16 protein-coding genes and 1 other RNA gene are annotated in these 19,576 nt (G+C 50.2%); 5 read left to right on the top strand and 12 right to left on the bottom strand.

What is annotated here, in order from left to right:
• On the top strand, positions 1–277 hold a 277-nt coding region (locus JSQ97_RS02305; protein ID WP_205074573.1), incomplete at its 5' end, for a hypothetical protein.
• A gap of 16 nt (positions 278–293) precedes the next feature.
• On the opposite strand, the gene JSQ97_RS02310 is transcribed toward JSQ97_RS02305, so the two are convergent.
• The 3 genes from JSQ97_RS02310 to JSQ97_RS02320 are packed head-to-tail and all read right to left on the bottom strand — an operon-like array spanning position 294 to position 2,364.
• The gene (locus JSQ97_RS02310; RefSeq protein WP_205074574.1) at positions 294–695 is read right to left on the bottom strand and encodes a zinc ribbon domain-containing protein; all 402 of its coding nucleotides are present in this window, start codon (positions 693–695) and stop codon (positions 294–296) included.
• Entirely contained in the window at positions 692–1,405 is a 714-nt protein-coding gene (locus JSQ97_RS02315) for a hypothetical protein (protein WP_205074575.1), read from the bottom strand. The genes JSQ97_RS02310 and JSQ97_RS02315 overlap by 4 nt, the downstream gene beginning before the upstream one ends.
• Positions 1,402–2,364: a hypothetical protein gene (locus JSQ97_RS02320; protein WP_205074576.1), complete on the bottom strand. Its 963-nt coding sequence runs from the start codon at positions 2,362–2,364 to the stop codon at positions 1,402–1,404. The genes JSQ97_RS02315 and JSQ97_RS02320 overlap by 4 nt, the downstream gene beginning before the upstream one ends.
• Positions 2,365–2,423: 59 nt before the next feature.
• On the opposite strand from JSQ97_RS02320, the gene mfd reads away from it, so the two are divergent.
• From mfd to gmhB, 4 genes are all read left to right on the top strand, one after another.
• Positions 2,424–6,287, top strand: a complete 3,864-nt coding sequence (gene mfd / locus JSQ97_RS02325; RefSeq protein WP_205074577.1) for a transcription-repair coupling factor — start codon at positions 2,424–2,426, stop codon at positions 6,285–6,287.
• Positions 6,288–6,552: 265 nt separating this feature from the next.
• Positions 6,553–6,828 carry a hypothetical protein gene (locus tag JSQ97_RS02330; protein WP_205074578.1) on the top strand — a complete coding sequence of 92 codons (276 nt, stop codon included), beginning with the start codon at positions 6,553–6,555 and terminating at the stop codon, positions 6,826–6,828.
• Between the two features lie 52 nt (positions 6,829–6,880).
• A complete protein-coding gene (locus JSQ97_RS02335) occupies positions 6,881–7,882 on the top strand; it encodes a GHMP family kinase ATP-binding protein (RefSeq protein ID WP_205074579.1) in 1,002 nt (333 codons plus the stop codon).
• 23 nt (positions 7,883–7,905) lie between these two features.
• Positions 7,906–9,249 (top strand): D-glycero-beta-D-manno-heptose 1,7-bisphosphate 7-phosphatase, encoded by a 1,344-nt coding sequence (gene gmhB / locus JSQ97_RS02340; protein ID WP_205074580.1) that lies wholly within the window; start codon positions 7,906–7,908, stop codon positions 9,247–9,249.
• 305 nt (positions 9,250–9,554) lie between these two features.
• Here gmhB and rodA read toward each other — a convergent pair whose 3' ends face one another.
• From rodA to rpoD, 9 genes are all read right to left on the bottom strand, one after another.
• Complete coding sequence (rodA, locus tag JSQ97_RS02345; RefSeq protein ID WP_205074581.1) at positions 9,555–10,868, bottom strand: rod shape-determining protein RodA; 1,314 nt, start codon at positions 10,866–10,868, stop codon at positions 9,555–9,557.
• A gap of 4 nt (positions 10,869–10,872) precedes the next feature.
• A complete protein-coding gene (mrdA, locus tag JSQ97_RS02350) occupies positions 10,873–12,753 on the bottom strand; it encodes a penicillin-binding protein 2 (RefSeq protein WP_205074582.1) in 1,881 nt (626 codons plus the stop codon).
• Entirely contained in the window at positions 12,750–13,256 is a 507-nt protein-coding gene (gene mreD, locus JSQ97_RS02355; protein WP_187383917.1) for a rod shape-determining protein MreD, read from the bottom strand. Before mreD ends, mrdA begins: the two co-directional genes overlap by 4 nt.
• On the bottom strand, positions 13,253–14,116 hold the full coding sequence (gene mreC, locus JSQ97_RS02360; RefSeq protein WP_187383918.1) for a rod shape-determining protein MreC: 864 nt from the start codon (positions 14,114–14,116) through the stop codon (positions 13,253–13,255). The genes mreD and mreC overlap by 4 nt, the downstream gene beginning before the upstream one ends.
• Before the next feature lie 9 nt (positions 14,117–14,125).
• A complete protein-coding gene (locus JSQ97_RS02365; protein ID WP_187383919.1) occupies positions 14,126–15,163 on the bottom strand; it encodes a rod shape-determining protein in 1,038 nt (345 codons plus the stop codon).
• 23 nt (positions 15,164–15,186) lie between these two features.
• The gene (locus JSQ97_RS02370) at positions 15,187–16,131 is read right to left on the bottom strand and encodes a tetratricopeptide repeat protein (protein ID WP_205074583.1); all 945 of its coding nucleotides are present in this window, start codon (positions 16,129–16,131) and stop codon (positions 15,187–15,189) included.
• A gap of 54 nt (positions 16,132–16,185) precedes the next feature.
• Positions 16,186–16,576: RNase P RNA component class A (gene rnpB, locus JSQ97_RS02375), an RNA gene on the bottom strand.
• 91 nt (positions 16,577–16,667) lie between these two features.
• A complete protein-coding gene (locus JSQ97_RS02380) occupies positions 16,668–17,579 on the bottom strand; it encodes a zinc ribbon domain-containing protein (RefSeq protein WP_370590018.1) in 912 nt (303 codons plus the stop codon).
• A gap of 119 nt (positions 17,580–17,698) precedes the next feature.
• Complete coding sequence (gene rpoD, locus JSQ97_RS02385; RefSeq protein WP_205074585.1) at positions 17,699–19,558, bottom strand: RNA polymerase sigma factor RpoD; 1,860 nt, start codon at positions 19,556–19,558, stop codon at positions 17,699–17,701.
• Positions 19,559–19,576: the final 18 nt, after the last annotated feature.

Below are 19,576 nucleotides of genomic sequence, written 5' to 3' on the forward strand. Positions count from 1 at the left end.
GAATATCGTATGTACCGTTAACAATACGGCAGATGATTTTCTTTCCATGGTTGACTCACGTAATGATATAATAAAAAGCTTTTTACCGTATACTGTATTTGCGCGAAATAATTACCGTTCAAAGAATTATATTATTAAATTTAATAATTATGATCGCAATATGGAATGTATCTGCGTTGATTATTGTATATGCGGATCCGACGGTTGGAATAATTATGCCTGTGAAAAAAAATTAAAAAATATATTGCGGCGGAAGTTTACTGCATTTTATTATTAGAAAGCGGCGTCGCTTCTTACCGTACAAGCTTTACGACGGCCGCGACGACTCCTAAAAGGACTGCGAGCGTGACGGCGTACACCCAAAGCGGCAGCGCGCTGCCTGCTCCTCTTGCGCGTTTTCTTTCGTATGAGGCAAAAGCGCTTTTTATTTTTTTCTGTTCGGCGCCGGAAAGACGACGGTGGACTTCTTCTTTTTCTTCTTCCGAATACGCCTCTATATTGAACGTACCCGAATCCGTCGCGTAGCCGCAGACGGGACAGCCCTTTGCAAATTTCGAAGCGCTTCCGGTAGCACCGCAGTTGGGGCAGCGCACGGAAGAAAAAAAGCGTCCGCAGTTTTTGCACACGTGCGCGTCCGCGGGAACTTCCGCGCCGCAGTTTTCGCAAAAAAATTTTGCCTTTTGTTTCGCTTTCATGCTTTATCCGGCCGTATAATAATTTCGTTTCCTGCGCTTACGACCGAAGCCGTGCAATACGTCGGCACACCGCCCGTGCGAAGCGAAAGCTCTTCGATTGCATCTCCGGGGGAAATGCCTTCCGCAAGAGAGGAAATATCGGCTGTAAACTCCGCGTTTCCGTCCGGAAGATTGCGTATAGATCCGGTGACGAAAACTCCCGTTTTCGGATGCGTAAAAACGGCCGTTCCGACTTTGCCGAGCGCAAGCTCTTTCGTCGAAAAAACCTTCGTTTCCGATATTTCTCCCGTTTCCGCATTTTGTTCTTCATCCGTTTCGATTTCTTCGGGAGAAGGTGAGAGTCCTCCTATAGGAGAAGTGACGATCGAGCGGAAAAGAGAGATGCCGCTTTCATCGCACGAAGCGAATATACCTTTGACGCCGAGCTTTCGCGCTTTCTTTTTTTCCGCTACCGAAAAAGAAGAAGGTACGTAGAGTACAACGTCGGGGATTTTTTCCCCGATACCGCTTTTAATAAACTGCGTCAATGTTTTCCAATGGCGCGGATAATCCAACGCGCTCACGACGACGATATCCGGCCGGATCTCTTCGATATTGTCAAGGGCTTTTAAAAGCCAGCGATAGATGATCGTGTCATATGACAGGGATGCGAGTGCCGCATCGACTTTGCCGATAACTTCTTCGTCGTCGCAGATGATGATCGCTTTCATTCCGTCCCCAGATTTACGACCGTGTAATCGTAGATTTGCCAAACGCCTTCCCTTTGGCGAAGACGATACGTATAGCTTTTCTTTTCGTAATAGGTGCGGTTGTTGAACCATTCGGTGACAAGCACGCTCCCTTCCGTCTGCGAATACACCGTCTTTTCGATTTGAAAGCGCTCAGGCACGGCAACGATATCGCCGTCGATCCGCGACTGCATCAAATCCGATTTATACGCGTCGATCATGCGCTCGCGTTCGTCGGCCGAAGCCGCACGATAGCGCCGCTTTTGAGAAGGTGTACGTTCGAGCATCGCTTCGACGTCCATATACAAAAAATACTGATCCCACAGCGATTTTTGCCGCGCGACGATCGTGCGCTCTACGACTTGATCCGGCGGGATCGCTTCCGGCTGGAGGATACGCACGGTTCCCGCTTCGACGGGGATCGCCGAAGACGAAGCGGCCGACGGGGAAGGGCGCACTTCGAGCGTGAGCCTGTTCGACGAAATGCGCTCGTCGCGAAAACGGTAAAGCTCGGGGTAAAAGGCAAGATCGACATAGTAGACCGACGGATTTGCAACGGTAAGATATTCTTTTAAGTTTTCGACGAACGAATATTCTTCGCCCGCTTCGAGCGCGATTTCCCGGAAATATACCGTTTGATTTGTCGTGCGTTTTCGAATAAGCGTTTCGGTTTGTGCAAGGCGTTCGTTTTTTATCGTATACGCATTGAAATCGATCGAAAACATTCTGTCGTCGGCGAGCTTAAAACGAAGCGTATCCGTCCCCGTATTGCGCACCGTTATGTGAATAAACACGGGATTCGAATCCGCAGCATCGGGATAATACATAGTTTTATCGTAAAACTTTATCGAAACCGCTGCGTTTTGCATACGGCTTTGTGCGAATGCCGACTGTCCAAAGAAGGTGAAACACGATATAATCAAAAAAACAGCACGTTTCAATTACGTCTCCCAAAAGGTATAAGGGTAATAGACCTTTCTTATAATATCGGACAAACCGTATGTATACATTATCGACAAATTCTATCAAAGAAGCAATACACTCATGGCCTCCCATGCGCGACGCCGTCTCCCGTTTGACGGATGCTTCGGCCCGCTTTCCTTTTTCGGTGAGAGGACTTCACGGCTCTCTTTCGGCCTATTTTATCGCCGAATACTGTGAACGCATAAAATCTCTGGCGTTTAAAGAAAGCGTATCGGGAGGAGTATCCTTCGATTCGCGCTCATCCGACATCGTCATCGTCACTCCCGGAGAAAACGAAGCGATCGATATCCGCACCGATTTGACTTCGATTTTTCCCGAAGCGGAGATAATCGATATACCCTGGTGGGGTATGATCCCCTACAGACCGGTATCGCGGGGAGCGGCCGTATTCGGAGAGCGCGCAGCAGCTCTTGCAAAACTTGCCGGAGCGGGAAGGGAAGGTTTTTCTCAAAAGCCGAGAATCTTTATCGTAAGCGAGCGCGTTTTTCTTTCGCCGCTTCCGCCTCCCGAATCGGTAAAGCGCCGCGTGTTTTCTCTTTTTCGCGGCTTGCGCACCGACACGATAAAAACAGCGGAAAGGCTTTCATCTCTCGGCTATACGAGAGCGCCGCGCGTCTACGTGCAGGGAGAATTCAGTTTGAGAGGCGAAGTGCTCGACGTATTCGTCCCCGGCAGCGCCGCTCCGTGCCGCATTATCTTCGACTTCGATACCCTCGCACAGATTAAAACTTTCGACACGGATACGCAAACGACGACCGGCTCCCTCGAAAGCGTTTTTATTTCCCCGATGCGCGAAGTGATTTGGGACGATGCGCTTTTGACCGATTTGAAAAATGCGATCGAAGCCTACGAATCGACGGCCGTGAGCGCCGAAACCGAAATGGAGCTGTCGGATGCGGTATCGCAAAACCGGGAGACGCCGTTTTCCGATGAGGACAGGCACTCCGATACGGCGGATGACACGAGTGCCGGCGAGATGCCGTCTTCCGACAAATATGAGTTCTCCGATGCAGGCGCACCGGAAGACGGAGAGCCGCCTTTGCGAAAAAGTTGTCGCGCACATCTTCCGTTTACGAAAGAAGCGAAAGCCGTGTTATCGAGTATGCTTTCCGAGCTTGAAACGGCAAAATCGTGCGAAGGGGAAGAGCTTTTATATCCCGTGTTGTGGAAAAAACGCTCTACGATTTCGGACTATATCGGTGAGCGGACGACCGTTTTTTTCTTCGATTACGACCGTCTCGTAAACGCCGAAGAAACGATCGTTCGGGAATACGGCGGCATGTATCGAAAAGCGCGTCTTTCATTCCCTGCCTTTCCGCCCGAACAAATGCTCTCCGATTTTCAAAAAAACTTAAAAACCGTCTCAAGTAGTATACTTTTTCATACGGTTTCTCGTGCGGACACACCTTCAACTGACGGATCTCCGTCCGATATCGCCTTTCCGTGCGAAGTATCGCGGAGCTTTTTCGGTAATATTCCGTTTTTAAAAGAGGAAATCGGAAAGCTGCAGGATGCCGGCTGGAAAATTGCAGTCTTTGCGGACGGCGAAAACCAGGAGCGGCGCATAGCCCAATTGCTTTCGGATTTTACCGAAGAGCGCGGAAACGAAATCGCTTTAAACGGACGCGATGCGAAAATACATGAAAGCGATGCAAAACCGCACGAAGAGCGTACGCATGAACACCGCACGCTCGAGCGCTCTTCCGCTCCGATCGAAAATCGCTATGCGCTCGCGGTTTTTCCCGAAGCGATATCCGAAGGTTTTTCGATCCCCGACTTAAAGCTCATCGTCATACAGGAAAACGAAATATTCGGCAGAAGGCGGGCGGTGCCGAAATCGCTGAAAAAAGCGAAAAGTGCCGCGATCGATACTTTCGTCGAACTCACCCCCGGTGACTATGTCGTGCACGTACAGTACGGCATCGGCATCTTTTGCGGCATCGAGCGCGTAAAAGCCGGCGGCAACGAGCGGGACTATATAAAGCTCGAGTATGCGGACAAAGAGGTCGCCTTCGTTCCGATCGAACAAGTGAACATGGTACAGCGCTATATCGGAAGCGAAGGAGATGCCCCCAAGCTCGATAAAATCGGCAGCAAAAGCTGGGAAAACCGAAAGCGCAAAGTACAGGAAGCCGTCGAAGATTTGGCAAAAAAGCTCATCGATCTCTATTCGAGGAGAAAAGCGTCGAGGGGCTTTCCGTTTCCGAAAGATACCGAATGGCAGACTTCGTTCGAAGCGGCCTTTCCCTACGAAGATACGAAAGATCAGGCTTTTGTCACCGAAGAAGTCAAGCGCGATATGGAAAAACCCGTTCCGATGGACCGCCTCATCTGCGGAGACGTCGGTTACGGCAAAACCGAAATCGCGATGCGCGCCGCGTTCAAAGCGGTAATGGGCGGAAAGCAAGTCGTTTTTTTGGCGCCGACGACGATCCTTGCCGAACAGCATTACGAAACCTGCGTCGAACGCTTTGCGAATTTCCCCGTCAAAATCGCAGTCCTCTCGCGCTTTGTTCCGCATGCGGAACAAAAAAAGACTTTGACTCTCCTCGCATCGGGCGATATCGATATCGTTATCGGTACGCACCGCGTCATTCAAAAAGACGTCGTCTTTAAAAATCTCGGCCTTATGATAATCGACGAAGAGCAGCGCTTCGGCGTAAAGGATAAAGAAAAACTCAAAGAGATGAAAGCGAATATCGACTGTCTTGCGCTTTCGGCGACACCGATCCCGCGCACGCTCCACATGAGTTTGCTGAAAATCCGCGATATGAGCTTGCTCGCGACGCCTCCGCAAAACCGGCAGGCGATCGAAACGGCGATCGAGCCGTACAGCGACGAACGCGTAGCGACTGCGATCAGGCGGGAAGCGGAGCGGGGAGGGCAAGTGTTTTTTTTGCATAACCGAGTCGAATCCCTTTTTGAAGTGCGGCGCAAAATCGAGCATCTCGTCCCCGAAATGCTCGTCGACGTCGCGCACGGACAGATGATGAGCGCCGAACTCGAAGACATCTTCCGCCGTTTTAAACTCGGCGGATTTCACGTGCTCGTTTCGACGACGATCATCGAAAACGGCATCGACATACCGAACGTCAATACGATCATCATCGACCGGGCGGATATGTACGGCGTATCGCAGCTCTACCAGCTCCGCGGGCGTGTCGGGCGGAGCGACCGGAAAGCGTACGCCTATCTTTTGTATCCCGAAAATACGTCTCTTTCCGAAGTCGCGATGAAGCGCCTGCAAGTCATCAGCGACTTTACCGAACTCGGAAGCGGTTTTAAAATCGCAATGAAAGATATGGAAATCCGCGGGGCGGGAAACCTGCTCGGCCGCGACCAGTCGGGAGACGTGTATGCCGTCGGATTCGAGTTGTATTTGAAATTGCTGAACGAAGCGGTCGAACGCCTTACCGCCTCTGAAAATTACAAAGCGCAGAGCGAAGTGCTCATGGAACTCGAATATACGGGTTTTATCCCCGACGCCTACGTGCGCTCGGCGGAGACGAAGATGGAAATCTACAAAAAAATCGCGTCGGTGCAGACGGACGACGAATTGATCGCGGTGATGAACGAAATCGAAGACCGCTTCGGCCCCGTGCCCGACGAAGTTGCGAGCCTCCTGTCGCTCGCCGAAATACGCATTCTGTGCAAAAAGCTTTCGGTGAGCGCGCTCAAAGAATCGAAAGGCGTCGTCGAAATCGAATTTGCAAAAGTGTCCGACATTTCGGTCGATCGCGTATTGCAGCTGATAAAAGAAAGTTCGGGCAGCGTATGGCTCGACGCGACAAAACCGAATATGCTGTTTTTAAAACTCGGAAAAATCGGACTCAAAGAAAAAAGCGAATTTATCAGAGAGCGGCTCGAAAAACTTGCATAACCTTTTGCCGTATCGGCTCGGAACGTGGTATAATGAGGAAGCGAGGTACGATAAAAAGCGTCGTCTGAAATATAGCCGTCGCTTTTTATCTCGAGTTTGTGCGGATGTTTGCAGAAGAAGTGTATACGTATCGTTTCAATAAAAACCGTATGAATACAATACACTGTATTTGCAAACTCGACTATTGAACGTGTGCGCGCTCGCGCGCGGCTAAAAACTTTTTCGAAAGTTGCAACTTCCGAAAAAGTTTTTATGGAAGGTAGACATGCTTTTATTCGGAAAAAAAGTCGAAATCTATGAAAGTCGGAATCACAACGAATTCAAAGCGCTCAAAAAGCTGCTCAAAAAAAACGGCATCTCCTACGGCACCGGTTGGGTACAGACGGAAGTCGCGTGCGGCTGCGGTGCAAAGATCAATATGCGCCAAGTCATCAATCCCGATTACAGTCCGTACCTGTGGTCCGTGTACGTGAGGCCTGAAAACGAAGATGCGGCAAAGCGTCTTGTCGAAGAGCTGAAAACGGAATCGCAGGGAAACTAAAAACCAAACCGCGATCATTGACACGGCGGTGATTAGCGCTTATAGTGTTTTTATGATAATTACACAGACACCGTTTCGCATGAGTTTTTTCGGCGGCGGTACGGATTTCAGCGGATTTTACGATGAACACGGAGGCGCCGTCATTTCGACGACGTTCGACAAATACTGCTACGTAACGGTGCGCCACTTGCCGCCGTTTTTCGATTACAAAACGCATCTTACCTATTCAAAAGAAGAAAAGGTTTCTTCCAACGATGAGATCGTGCATCCTGCGATCCGCAATGCGATGCAGTGGCTCGATATGCGCGATATCCGCATGACTTACGAATCTGACCTTCCTGCTCGAAGCGGCCTCGGCACTTCTTCGAGTTTTGCCGTCGGCATGCTCGAAGCGTTTTATGCGCTCAAAGGCAAATACGCCGACAAACGAAAACTCGCCGACGATGCGATTTATTTGGAGCGTGTTTTATGCAAAGAAGCCGGCGGCATTCAGGATCAAATCGCGGCGAGCTTCGGCGGCTTTAACCGCATCGATTTCAAGCGCGACGGCTACAGCGTCAAACCCGTCATTATCAGTCCCGAACGCAAAAAAGAACTCAACGATCACCTCATGCTTTTTTTTACGGGATTCAGCCGCTTCAGTTCGGATATTCAGCAAGGTACCGAAAAATCGATGAAAGACAAAACCGAAGAGCTTTTGGAAATGTATCGTCTCGTCGATGAAGCCGAAAAGATTTTTACCGACAAAAGCGTAAACCTCGACGAATTCGGAAAGCTCCTCGACTATACGTGGAAATTAAAGCGCGGCATTTCACCGGGCATTTCGACCGGAAGCATAGACGAACAGTATGACAAAGCGATAAAGGCCGGAGCTTTGGGCGGAAAACTGCTCGGTGCGGGCGGCGGCGGATTTTTGCTGTTCTACGTTCCGTTTGAAAAACAGGAAGCTGTAAAAGCCGCCCTTGCAAGTCAGATGTACGTTCCGTTCCGATTTGAAAACGACGGCACGAAAGTTATCTATTACGGGCCCGAAACCTATATCGAAAGAGAGTAGGGAGCTTATTAATTAATAACCGTATGAAAACGATTATTATGGCAGGCGGCAAGGGAAGCCGCATTCAAAGCGTCAGAAGCGATATCCCGAAGCCCATGATCGAAATCTGCGGTAAGCCGATTTTGCAGTATCAGATCGAAAACCTGCGCGAGTGCGCGCTTACGGACATTACGATCGGAGTAGGGTACCTCGGCGACGCCATAAAAGCGTACTTCGGCGACGGAAGTTCGTTCGGCGTCACTATCGATTATTTTACGGAAGATCATCCGCTCGGAACGGCCGGTGCGCTTTTTAAAATGCTCGACGGAAAAAATTGCGCGGAACTCGACACGAAAACCGTCATCGACGAAGACTTTCTTTTGCTCTGCGGCGATATAATTTTTGACGTGGACTTTAACCGCTTTATAGATTTTCACAAAAAGCACAACGCGTGGGCAAGCCTCGCGTCCCATCCGAACGGACATCCCTACGATTCATCGCTTTTGGTTACGGAAATACTGCCTCCTGAAAGAAAAGGCGGGCTTCCCGTGCATACGCACCGCGTCGTCAAATGGCTTGCAAAAGAAGACGAGCGTACGTGGTATCGAAATCTCGTCAACGCCGGTATCCAAATCATTTCGCCCGAACTGCTTCGAAAAACCGCGCGGACTTTCGTACCGCGCCATCCCGAAACGCCCGATAAAATCGATCTCGACCGTGACGTTTTAAAACCGAATATCGAAAGCGGAAAAATCTTCGCGTACGAAACGCCCGAATACATCAAAGACATGGGAACGCCCGATCGCTACTACGAAACGGAAGCCGACATTCGAAGCGGCAAAGTTTCCGCGCGCAATTTACGCTTTCGGCAAAAGGCAATCTTTCTCGACCGCGACGGTACGATAAATAAAGACTGCGGTTTTATCTCCGACGCCCGAAACTTCGAGCTGCTTCCGGAAGCGGCAGAAGCGATAAAAAAAATCAACGCGTCCGGCTATCTTGCAATAGTCGTAACGAATCAGCCGGTGATCGCCCGCGGCGAGTGCACGTTAGAAGAGCTTGAACGCATTCACAATAAGATGGAAACGGAACTCGGAAAAAAAGGCGCGTTTATCGACGCTTTGTATTTTTGTCCGCATCATCCCGATAAAGGCTTTGCAGGAGAACGAACCGAATACAAATGCGAATGCGCATGCCGTAAGCCCGCACCCGGTATGCTTTTGCAGGCGGCAAAAGATTTCAACATCGATATCGCATCATCATATATGATCGGCGACAACGAAAAAGACGTGCTTGCGGGCAAAAACGCAGGCTGTAAGAAAAGTTTTTTAATCGATAAAAACCGCAGCTTGCTCGATCACGTTTCGGAAATAGTAAACAAAGAATAATCGATCGTCGCTCTTGCGTACGGAAAAAGTGCGTGTGCGTTGCGTTACGCGATTAACCGGTCTAATTTACATCCCATAATGTATATTCTGTCTACCAACGGATATACGAAATACCCATTAAAACAGAGCGTTTTTCCCCTATTTTTGCGGGTATTGCCGAAAATGCTATTTATGTCCGAATTCTGTCTACCGGAATGTCGGGAAAAACCTAAAATTAATACAGCGAGTAAATTTTCGAATTTTAAAATTATTCAAATGCCGGTTATTTTTATTGATTTATCCGTTTTATTTTTTACGGCTGAACTCTACGCATCCAAACCGTATCGGTGGTAATTGATACTCATGAGAAGACCGATTGCGACCATTGCTGTCCACAGCGACGAACCACCGTACGACAAAAACAAAAGCGGTATCCCGGTGATCGGCATGATGCCCATAACCATACCGATATTGACGAAAAAATGGAAAAAGAACATGGCGAGTATGCCCGCTGCAATATACAAACCGTAGCCCGTCGAGTTCCGCATGATTTTCAGAGTCCGAAAAAATATAATGCCGTAGAGCACGAAGATGACCAGACCTCCGATAAAGCCGAGTTCTTCCGACAAAATGCTGAATATAAAGTCGGTGCTCTGCTGGGGCAAAAATCGATAGTGGCTCTGCGTTCCGTGTAAAAAAGACCTGCCGAATATGCCGCCTGCTCCGATCGCGATCTTCGACTGGATGATGTTCCATCCGCTTCCTTTCGGGTCTACCGAAGGATCGAGAAAAACGATGAGACGGCTGATTTGATATTGTTTTAGGACACGCCCTGCTCCGTATGAGCCGAATAACGACAGCGCGATGATGAGCGAAACATATGAGATCCAGTAAAAATACCGCTGTCCGCGCAAATAGCGCCGTACGACGATCCCGATGAGTGTGATCGAAAGCGAGGCGGCGATAAGCAAAAGACGCAAGCGTATATCGGTGAGCGCTCCGATTGCGGCAATTTTCCGATGCGCGATGACGTTGTTCCAAACGGGGAGCACGGTCAAAAAAATCGTCCCCATTCCGACGGCGAATACGAACACTATGTAGCGCAGCGGAATGTCCGCCATAAAACACATGACGAGAAAAATCGGGATGTAAACGCTTGCTGTTCCCAAATCGGGCTGTGCAAGTATCAACAGTACGGGAAGCGCAAAAATCGAGGCGGCGATCAAAAATCGTTTTAAGGGAACTTCGCCCTGACTGTCGGAAAGTTTTTTTGCAAGAAATATAATAAAAATGATTTTGCCGAATTCGGACGGCTGTATGCCGAAGTGACCGATGCCGATCCAGCTGTTCGCGCCGTTGACGTGGCGGCCGAATACGACCGTATATAAGAGCACGGGCACGAGAGCCGCATATAAAATATAGGCGTAGCGCGCCGTTTTGCGGTAATCGTAGAGCGCCGTTACGACTACAAGTAAGATGCCGACGGAAGCCCATACGATCTGTTTGACGTATTCATTCGTGACGAGGATACCGTCGGAATTGATCGCCGACGAATAGATAAATGCGATACCGGATGCGGTAAGGATGAGAACGCAGATCAAAAGGATGTAATCGAATGCATCGATGATTTTCAGCTTCACTGCCCTACTCCTGTCTGTTCCCGTTCGCAAGGAGATAATGAAAGCCGAGTGAGTTTACGGCTTCTTCATAGCTTTGATTTGCCAGCGTACCCTGTATGATGATATTCGTCGCGTAAGGCGCCCACCATTCCCACGTGTTTACCGCTTCGACGAGCGTCGACACGACGATCTGATCTTCGACCGGCGCATCGTAGGGCGCATAGGCGACCATCCACGAGTGCCAGCTTTTTTTATACTGTGCGACTTCCGACGTCCCCGTTTTGCCTGCGCTTTGAAAACGCTTATTGCGCATCGGGTACTGGGGCGTGCCGTCGGTGATCGTATAACGGCAGTCTTCCTGAACCGTTTTCCACACGTCGGCCGGTATGTCGGATTTGAATAACACTTCGGGTTTTACTTCCGTGATGACTTCATTTGTCACGGGATCGCGCACTTCTTTGAGCAGGTGCGGCTTATAAACGACTCCTTCCGTGCACACCATCGCCATCATGTCGGCGACTTGAAGCGGAGTGGCGAGAATATAGCCCTGTCCGATGGAAGCGGACATCGTGTCGCCGCCGAGCCACCTCTCGTGATACTTTCGCTCTTTCCACTGTGCCGTCGGAATAAAACCCGACACTTGATTCGGCAAATCGATTTCGGCGCTTTTTCCGAGGCCGAACATAGTCGAATACTGTGCGATTTTGTCGATGCCGAGATAATCGCGTCCGATCGTCCAAAAGTAGACATCGCAGGACTGAGCGAGCGCATTTTTCAAATCGAGCCAGCCGTGTCCGGGTTCTTTGAGATGACAGTGAAAGGTGCGGTTGCCGTAAAGAAGTTTTCCTTTGCACTCGATTTTTTCGAACGGAGAAAAACTTTTTTCCTGCAAAAGAGCCGATACCATGATGATTTTAAATGTCGAACCGGGCGGATACTGGGCGGCGACTGCCCTGTTTAAAAGCGGCTTTTCGGGACTGTCGCGGAGTTTTACATATTCCTGCGCGTAGTCGTCGGAATTGAATATGTTCGGATCGAAATACGGATAGGATACGAGCGCGAGTATTTCACCCGTCGCAGGTTTTAAAACGACGACCGCCCCTACCCTATTCCCGAGTGTCTTTTCCGCGAGCGTCTGAATGCGCGAGTCGATCGTCAATACGAGATTTTTTCCCGGCTGGGGCGGACGAACGTCGGGTGTGTCCGAAAGGATCCGTCCGCGCACGTCTACGGTGCGGCTTTCAAGACCGCTTGTTCCCTGCAAAAGCTGATCGTACTGTCGCTCGATTCCGGTTTTACCGACGACGCTGTTTCGCGTATAGCCCTGATTGTATAAAACGTTGATCTCTTCCTGTGTGATGTCTCCGACGTAGCCGATGATGTGGGAAAGAGAACCCGTTTCCACGTAGTTCCGCCTCGGCCGCGATACCCACGACACACCCGGCAGATCGATTTTGTTTTCGGCGATATTCGAAATAGTTTCAAACGGAACGTTCGTGCGCACGGTGATCGCCGTATAGGATTTTCGCTGCTTTTGCGGAATACGCTTATCGATATCGAATTTCGAAACGCCGAGGTACTGGGCAAGACGGGAAGCGACCGTGTCGTAATGCCCTGCCGGTATCTCCGCAGGCGTTATTTCGACCGCAAACGAATCGGTATTGATGACCATCGGTACGGTCGCGTTCCTGTCGAATATTTCGCCGCGCTGTGCGGGGATGCGGGAAACTTGGCTTGAAATCGTTCGCGACTGGGTGCGGTACGTATCGGAGAGAACGACCTGCATCGAAAAAAGGCGATAGACGTAGAGCGCAAAACACAGGACGATCGCGGTCTGCAAAAAGATAATGCGCTGCGTTTTGGAAAAAACGGGAGGTCGACGCTTTTGTAAAAAATCGTCCGTCACAGCGCGCTCCTCCTTTCGATTGAAAGCGACGAGCGGAACAGCGACAGGAATTTAAAAACGAGGGGCGCAAGGATCGTATTGCATGCGAGTTCGAACAGAAACGGTACGGATAACACACGGTACACTGCGGGGGACGACGGAAAGAGAAGCGAAATGATCCACACGAAAAACGCTTTCAATAAGGTCGCTCCGAACGCGCACAAGGCGGGCATAACGATCCCGTCCGAATTGAAAACGCGTCCGAGCACGCCGAAAACGTATCCGATGAGCGTCCGGTACAGGCAATGAAAACCGAACGGAGCGGCTGAAAGAAAATCCAAAAACGCACCCGAAACGAATCCGTTTATTTCGCCCGACGTTTTGCCGTTTAAAAACGCGATATAGAGCGAACACAAAAGTACGATATCGGGAACGGCCGGAAGAAAGGCGATATTCGAGAGGACTGCCGTTTCAATGAGCACGGCGCAAAAGAGGACGATCGCCGATACGATGTACGACTTCATCGCCTTTCCTCCGTTTCGCTTTTGACATCTACAACGATGACCGTTTCGAGACGCGGAAAATCGATGAGAGGAGCGACGTCGATTTCGAGCGACGAATCGTATTCTACGACGCGGATTTCGGAGATGGAGCCGATCGGCATATTGCGCATATAGTTTCCGTTTTCGCCCGACGTCACGATGACGTCTCCGTAATTGAGCGTATCCATGACGCGCTTTTTAATGTATTTGAGCGCAAGCTTCGTATCGTCGCCGAAGCCCGATACGAGTCCCAAGTCGCGTGTATTTTGAATGCGTGCCGAAACCGTGCAGTTTATGCTGTACACCGGCATGATCGTGCTCGTAAATCGGCCGACTTCGACGACTTTTCCGACGAGGGCGATGTTACCGTTTTGGTATGCGATGACCGGCATATTTTTGCCGATACCGTTTACGCTTCCCTTATCTATCGTGAGTGATGCGTAGAGCTTGTCTATATTGCGAGAGATGATCTGGGCGGGGTAATTTTTTTGTTCGAGCGATTTAACGAAATCGAGCTGCTCTTTGAGCTGTTCGTTTTCTTTGCGTATTTCCGCATTCGTCCGCTGCATCTGTTCGTAATTTTGCAGTTTGAGGACGAGTTCGTCGTAATTTCGTTTCAGATCGGACAGTTCGCGCACTGCGGTAAACTGTCGTCCGGCGAAATTCGTCACGAAAAAAACGCCCTTTTCCGCCGTCGAAAAAATCGAAAAACCGATGCGGCTGAAATCGACGACAAAGCTCCCGGACGTAAACGCGAGAAAAACGCCCGAAACGAGGAGGAGCAAAGCGAGGACGAATTCGGGAAATCTGAATCGAAACGACGATTTTATGCGGATATGCATGAGGCGCCGCTAATCGTTGAGGTTCGCATAGATCGCGCGGTCGACCGATCTGTCTTTAAACAGTTCGAAAGCCTCCCCCGCTCCGATCGCAACACATTCGAGCGGATGCTCGACGAGGATGACGGGTACTCCCGTTTCTTTTGAAATGAGCTTCGGAAGCCCTTTGAGCATGGAGCCTCCGCCTGTCATAACGATGCCGCGGTCTACGATATCGGCGGCGAGTTCGGGCGGCGTATGTCCGAGCGTGCTCTTGATCTCTTCGACAATCCGCGTGACGGGATCTTTGAGAGCTTCTCTGACTTCGACGCTGTCGATTTCGAGGCGGCGCGGAAGACCGGTGATCGCGTCCGTTCCGCGCAGTTCCATCTTTTCGATCGTCTTGTCGGGAGTAGCGTTTCCGATTTGGATTTTCAAACGCTCGGCCATCTGACGGCCGATTATTAAATTGTGGACGCTTTTGACGTGCTTGACGATGGCTTCGTCGAATTTGTCGCCGCCGACGCGGATCGCGTTCGTGATGACCATATCGCCGAGGGATATGACGCTGACTTCGGTCGTGCCCCCTCCGATGTCGCATACCATGTGACCGGCGGGTTCGAAAATCGGAATCTTTGCGCCGATTGCGGCTGCTCTCGATTCCGCGATCGTTTCGACTTGTTTTGCGCCGGAACGGAGAGCGGCTTCGATGACCGCACGGCGTTCGACATCGGTGATACACGAGGGAATTCCGATCCTCATGCGCATCGGGCGGAAAAACTGATGGCGGGGCGTGATCTTCGAGATAAAATATTTGATCATCTTTTCGGTACTGTCGATGTCGGCGATGACGCCGTCGGCGAGCGGTCTGATCGCGATGATGCTGCTCGGCGTTTTATCGAGCATGCTCTTAGCTTCCGCACCGACGGCTCTGACTCTCTTTGTCCCTTTTTCGACGGCGACGACGGAAGGTTCGTCTATGACGATGCCCTTGCCGCGTACGTAGATCAGCGTATTGCAGGTACCGAGATCGATACCGATATCGATCGAAAAATTATCAAACAGACCCATTTTGCTATGCCTCCCGAAACGATTTAGTCCGCCAGTTTTTCCAAAGCGCCGCGGTGATTTACCTGAATGCGAAGCGCGTTTCGCCACTCAGATCTGGCTTTCACCATATCGCCCTGTTTTTCATATAGTATGCCGAGCTTGTAATGCGCATCGGCGGAGTTTTCATTTTTTTCCAAAACGCTCAAGAATTCTTCCGTCGCTTCACGGTATTTGTTTTCAGCAATGTAAATACTACCGAGGAGCATACGGCTTTGCAAGACTAAATTTTCGTCGTCGCATTCTTTTATGACGCGGAAGAGGTACTGCTCAGCCGCCGCATTTTGCCCCGCTTTATGGTATTGCTCCGCGATCGAAAAGAGAAGCGTATCGGATTCCCGCACGAGGAGCGCTTCGGTAAACGAAGCGATGCTGTCCATCGTCATGCCGAGCGCGGCATAGCTTAATCCCAGATATTCGGCTATGTCGTCGGCTTTGTAACCGCGCGCTTTTGCCAGTTCGAGATATTTTACCGCGAGGTCGGCATAATAATACGACGAAACGGTATTTTTATAAAAGTAGGCTTTGCCGAGCATGTATGCAAGCTGGGATTTCAGCGAATTTTGCGCATCGAGCAGCGCGAGACGCAAACTGTTGATCGCTTCGTCGAGGTAATTCTGTTCGTTCATCTTATCGAGAGACGATACGCCGAGGTAAAACGCCGCATATCCGTGGTACGTGAGAGCGGCGTTGTTGAACGGGGACGAGCGCAAAATGCCCTTGCTTGTTTCGTATACGCTTTCATAGTCGTAGGATTTCCAGCTTTTGGAAAGCGCGTACACGGATCCGGATATGAGGCGCGGAAAAACGAATCGATAAAATGAAAACACGAGGGCGGCGGCAGCCAGGCACACGGAAAACGCGATGAGTGCATTGCGCAGGAGATTGCTTTTGCGTTTGAATATGTGCGCTTCTTTACTGCTGCCGTTCATACTGTTTAACAAAATCACGTTCGGAAACCGCCGAAACTCGACATTCGACCTAAAAAAACGGATGGGACGGTAAGCCGGGTTCTGGTATCGACGATACGCCGACATAACCATCTGTCTCGAACGCAGATTACCCTGCGCTTCAAGCAACCTACCTGCAGTTACGGTCCGGAAACCCGCTGCCGCTTGGTTTTGCTCCAAATGAGGTTTGCACTGCCGCACCCGTTACCGGATGCGCGGCGGTCTCTTACACCGCCTTTTCACCCTTACCCGTCGCAAGACGGGCGGTATATTTTCTGCTGCACTGTCTGTCGGAGGCGGGCTTTGCACTTCAGCAGTTCCCGCATCCGCCCGGTGATTACCCGGCATTTTTTCCGGCGGAGCCCGGACTTTGCCTCACGGGTATACTCTTTCATCAGAGAATGCCCGCGCGGTTATATCCCATCCGTAATCGATAATTTTTACCGAGCTGTTCGAAAAATTCAGTCTAAAAACGACCGATTTTCGGGACAGCCCCTGCATACTCGGAATCGAATCGCTTAGGACTGATCCTCGTCTTCATCTTCGATATCGTCGTCTTCGTTTTCTTCGTCTTCGATATCGTCGTCTTCATCGAAGATCTCATCGTCTTCTCCGACCGCTTCTTTTTCTTCGTTTTCCTCGTCTTCGTCTTCGAAATCGTCTTCAAAGTCGTCATCGTCATCGAGGTTTGCGAGGCTGCCCGTAAAGTTCTGTTTTTGATCCTCGGAGGTCTCTTCGTAATAGAGGATGCGACTGCAGTACGGACAGAATAAAATATCTTCGTTTTTGCGCACTTCATTTGCGAACTGCGCCGGAAGGAACATACAGCAGCCCTGACATACACCGTTTTTGACGGCGACGATGCCCTGCGTGTTGCGCCGGATGATGCGTTCGAATTTGAACAATATTTCCTGATCGAGGTCGGGTGTTATTTTATTTTCTTTTTTTTGCAGGGATGCGAGTTCGCTTTTGTACGAATCGAGTTCTTTGTCGAGCGATGCGCGGCCGGCGTTGAGATCGGCTTCCTGGGATTTGATCATCGCTTCGACTTGCTTTAAGTTGTCGTTCAGATCGGCAAGCGTCTTTTCCTCTTTTTGCAGGTCTTTGCGGATATCCTGTTCTTTGAGCGACGCTTCCGAAATCTGCCGGTCGAGCGCTTCGTATTCGCGGTGCGTCGTGATGTTGTCCATGCCTTTTTCGCCCGATTCGCGTGATTTTACCGCTTCGTCGAGCTCTCTCTGAAGCTGGGCGACTTTTGCCCGCGCTTCTTCGTAATCGGCGTTTTTTCCGATAAATTCTTTTTTCATGCGATCGAGCAGTTCTTCCTGTGACGAAAGCTGCTTCGGCGCTTCACGTACCTTTTTTTCAAGGTCGTATTTGTGTACGAGTATTTCCTGCAGATCTTTTAATTTGTCGAAAACCTTTGTCATCACCATGTCGATTATACCCTTCCAGATTACCGCGTCATATTAAGGAAGACCTCTGAAATTTGCGATTTTTTGAGGTCTGTAATAACCCATTGTATAATAAAAAAAACGTTGTGTCTACGCTATTGTTGCGGCGGATCGACGTAGTCGCGGAACCAGTTTGCACGGCGCGGATGGCGGAGGCGCCTGAGCGCTTTCGCTTCGATTTGCCGGATCCTCTCGCGCGTAACGTTGAAGTAGAGGCCGACTTCTTCGAGTGTGAGCGAATAGCCGTCGTCGAGTCCGAATCGCATTTTGAGCACTTCCTGTTCCCGCGGCGGCAGCGTGTCGAGCACCGAGCGGATCTGCTCGCGAAGCAGCGTGTCCGCCGTCTGAGAAGCGGGATTTTCGACTTCTTTGTCTTCGATAAAATCTCCGAGAAGCGAATCCTCTTCTTCGCCGATCGGCGTTTCGAGCGAAATCGGTTCCCGCGCGACGTTTTTTACCTGCTTGACGCGGGTGACCGGCCAGCCGAGCTGTTGCGCGATCTCATCGTCGCTCGGTTCGCGTCCGAGCTTTTGCATGAGCTGGCGCGATTCGCGTACGACTTTGTTGATCTGTTCGATCATGTGTACCGGAACGCGGATCGTGCGCGCCTGGTCGGAAATGGATCTCGTGATCGCCTGCCTGATCCACCACGTCGCGTAGGTCGAAAATTTAAAGCCTTTGCGGTATTCGAATTTTTCGACGGCTTTGATGAGGCCGATATTGCCTTCCTGCACCAAATCGAAAAACTGCAAACCGCGGTTCGTATATTTTTTTGCGATCGAAACGACGAGTCGAAGGTTCGCATTGATGAGCTTGTTTTTCGCTTGCTCCATCATCGCCGATCCTCTTTCGATCTCTTTACCCATGCTTAAAATTTCGTCGACGCTGTTTTCGAATTCGTATTCGAGACGGTAGAGCTTTCTGTCGATCTTTTGTATCTGCGTATAGATATCGCGGATATCGTCGGTCGTCATGTTGAGTTCTTTTTCGAGCTTTGCCGATTCGGAACGGATGGCGATACGACGACCGAGACTGCGGAGATCGGCTATATTGACGACGCGCAGCTCTTTCATCTTTTTTTCCTGCTTTTGATGATAGTCGGCGATCTTTTGCATAGCGTCGCGGAACTTCAGCGTAAATTTATCGAGTTCTTCCGACTGTATGTCGATCCGCTGCAGTTGGGGCTGAATTTTTTTATGCAGAGAGGCGAGCTGGGGCGCATCGAATATGCGGACGGTTTGGTCGGTTTCGAAAAGCTGCTTTTTGATCGTCATGTACTGTTTGATTTCGGACAGCACCGGTTTGATATATTCGCTGTAGCAGCTTTTGAGCCGCCGCTTTTCCGCCATCTCTTCGTTTATCTCTTTTCGCGGGCGTCCGGGTTCGTGGATATCGATCCTCGTAAACGCTTTTTGCGCGACGGCGAAAAATTCGGGGATCATGATGCCGGAATTTTTGATGACGTCTTTGATGATGTTTTTGCCGTTTTCCATTTTTTTGGACAGAATGACTTCCTGTTCGGCGGTGAGCAGATTTTCTTTTCCGATTTCTCGCAGGTAAAGCCGGATCGGATCGTCGATGCTCGTCTCTTTGTCGCTGTTGACGAGCCTGCTTTTGACGATGTCGACGGCCTTTGCGACGTCGGCCGCTTCGCTCGGAACGCCGTCCGCTATGTCGTCATCCGCGATATCGTCGTCCTCTGTCTCCCCATCGTCATCTTCTTCCGGCTCATCGCTTTCTTCTTCGACGAGTAAATCGTCGCTTTCGACGATCTGCAGATTTTCACTTGAAAAAAGCTGGAGGACGTTTTCCATTTTCGGGGAATTGACGAAATCCTGTCCAAGCATATCGATCACTTCGTCCCACGTAACGGTCGACTTTTCTTTTGCGTATTCGAAAAGTTTTTGTACGTTGGAATCCATCTCACGGTCGTTTTGATCTTTTTGTTGATCCATATTTTTTTTCGGTACCTG

The sequence above is a fragment of the Treponema sp. Marseille-Q4523 genome (genome assembly GCF_016901105.1).
Classification (GTDB): domain Bacteria; phylum Spirochaetota; class Spirochaetia; order Treponematales; family Treponemataceae; genus Treponema_D.

Bases quoted from the DNA above. Each gene is read 5' to 3' on its own strand.
- JSQ97_RS02310 (WP_205074574.1), bottom strand. From the start codon at position 695: ATGAAAGCGAAACAAAAGGCAAAATTTTTTTGCGAAAACTGCGGCGCG.
- JSQ97_RS02315 (WP_205074575.1), bottom strand. From the start codon at position 1,405: ATGAAAGCGATCATCATCTGCGACGACGAAGAAGTTATCGGCAAAGTC.
- mfd (WP_205074577.1), top strand. From the start codon at position 2,424: ATGTATACATTATCGACAAATTCTATCAAAGAAGCAATACACTCATGG.
- JSQ97_RS02330 (WP_205074578.1), top strand. From the start codon at position 6,553: ATGCTTTTATTCGGAAAAAAAGTCGAAATCTATGAAAGTCGGAATCAC.
- JSQ97_RS02335 (WP_205074579.1), top strand. From the start codon at position 6,881: ATGATAATTACACAGACACCGTTTCGCATGAGTTTTTTCGGCGGCGGT.
- gmhB (WP_205074580.1), top strand. From the start codon at position 7,906: ATGAAAACGATTATTATGGCAGGCGGCAAGGGAAGCCGCATTCAAAGC.
- mreD (WP_187383917.1), bottom strand. From the start codon at position 13,256: ATGAAGTCGTACATCGTATCGGCGATCGTCCTCTTTTGCGCCGTGCTC.
- mreC (WP_187383918.1), bottom strand. From the start codon at position 14,116: ATGCATATCCGCATAAAATCGTCGTTTCGATTCAGATTTCCCGAATTC.
- JSQ97_RS02365 (WP_187383919.1), bottom strand. From the start codon at position 15,163: ATGGGTCTGTTTGATAATTTTTCGATCGATATCGGTATCGATCTCGGT.
- JSQ97_RS02370 (WP_205074583.1), bottom strand. From the start codon at position 16,131: ATGAACGGCAGCAGTAAAGAAGCGCACATATTCAAACGCAAAAGCAAT.
- JSQ97_RS02380 (WP_370590018.1), bottom strand. From the start codon at position 17,579: ATGACAAAGGTTTTCGACAAATTAAAAGATCTGCAGGAAATACTCGTA.
- rpoD (WP_205074585.1), bottom strand. From the start codon at position 19,558: ATGGATCAACAAAAAGATCAAAACGACCGTGAGATGGATTCCAACGTA.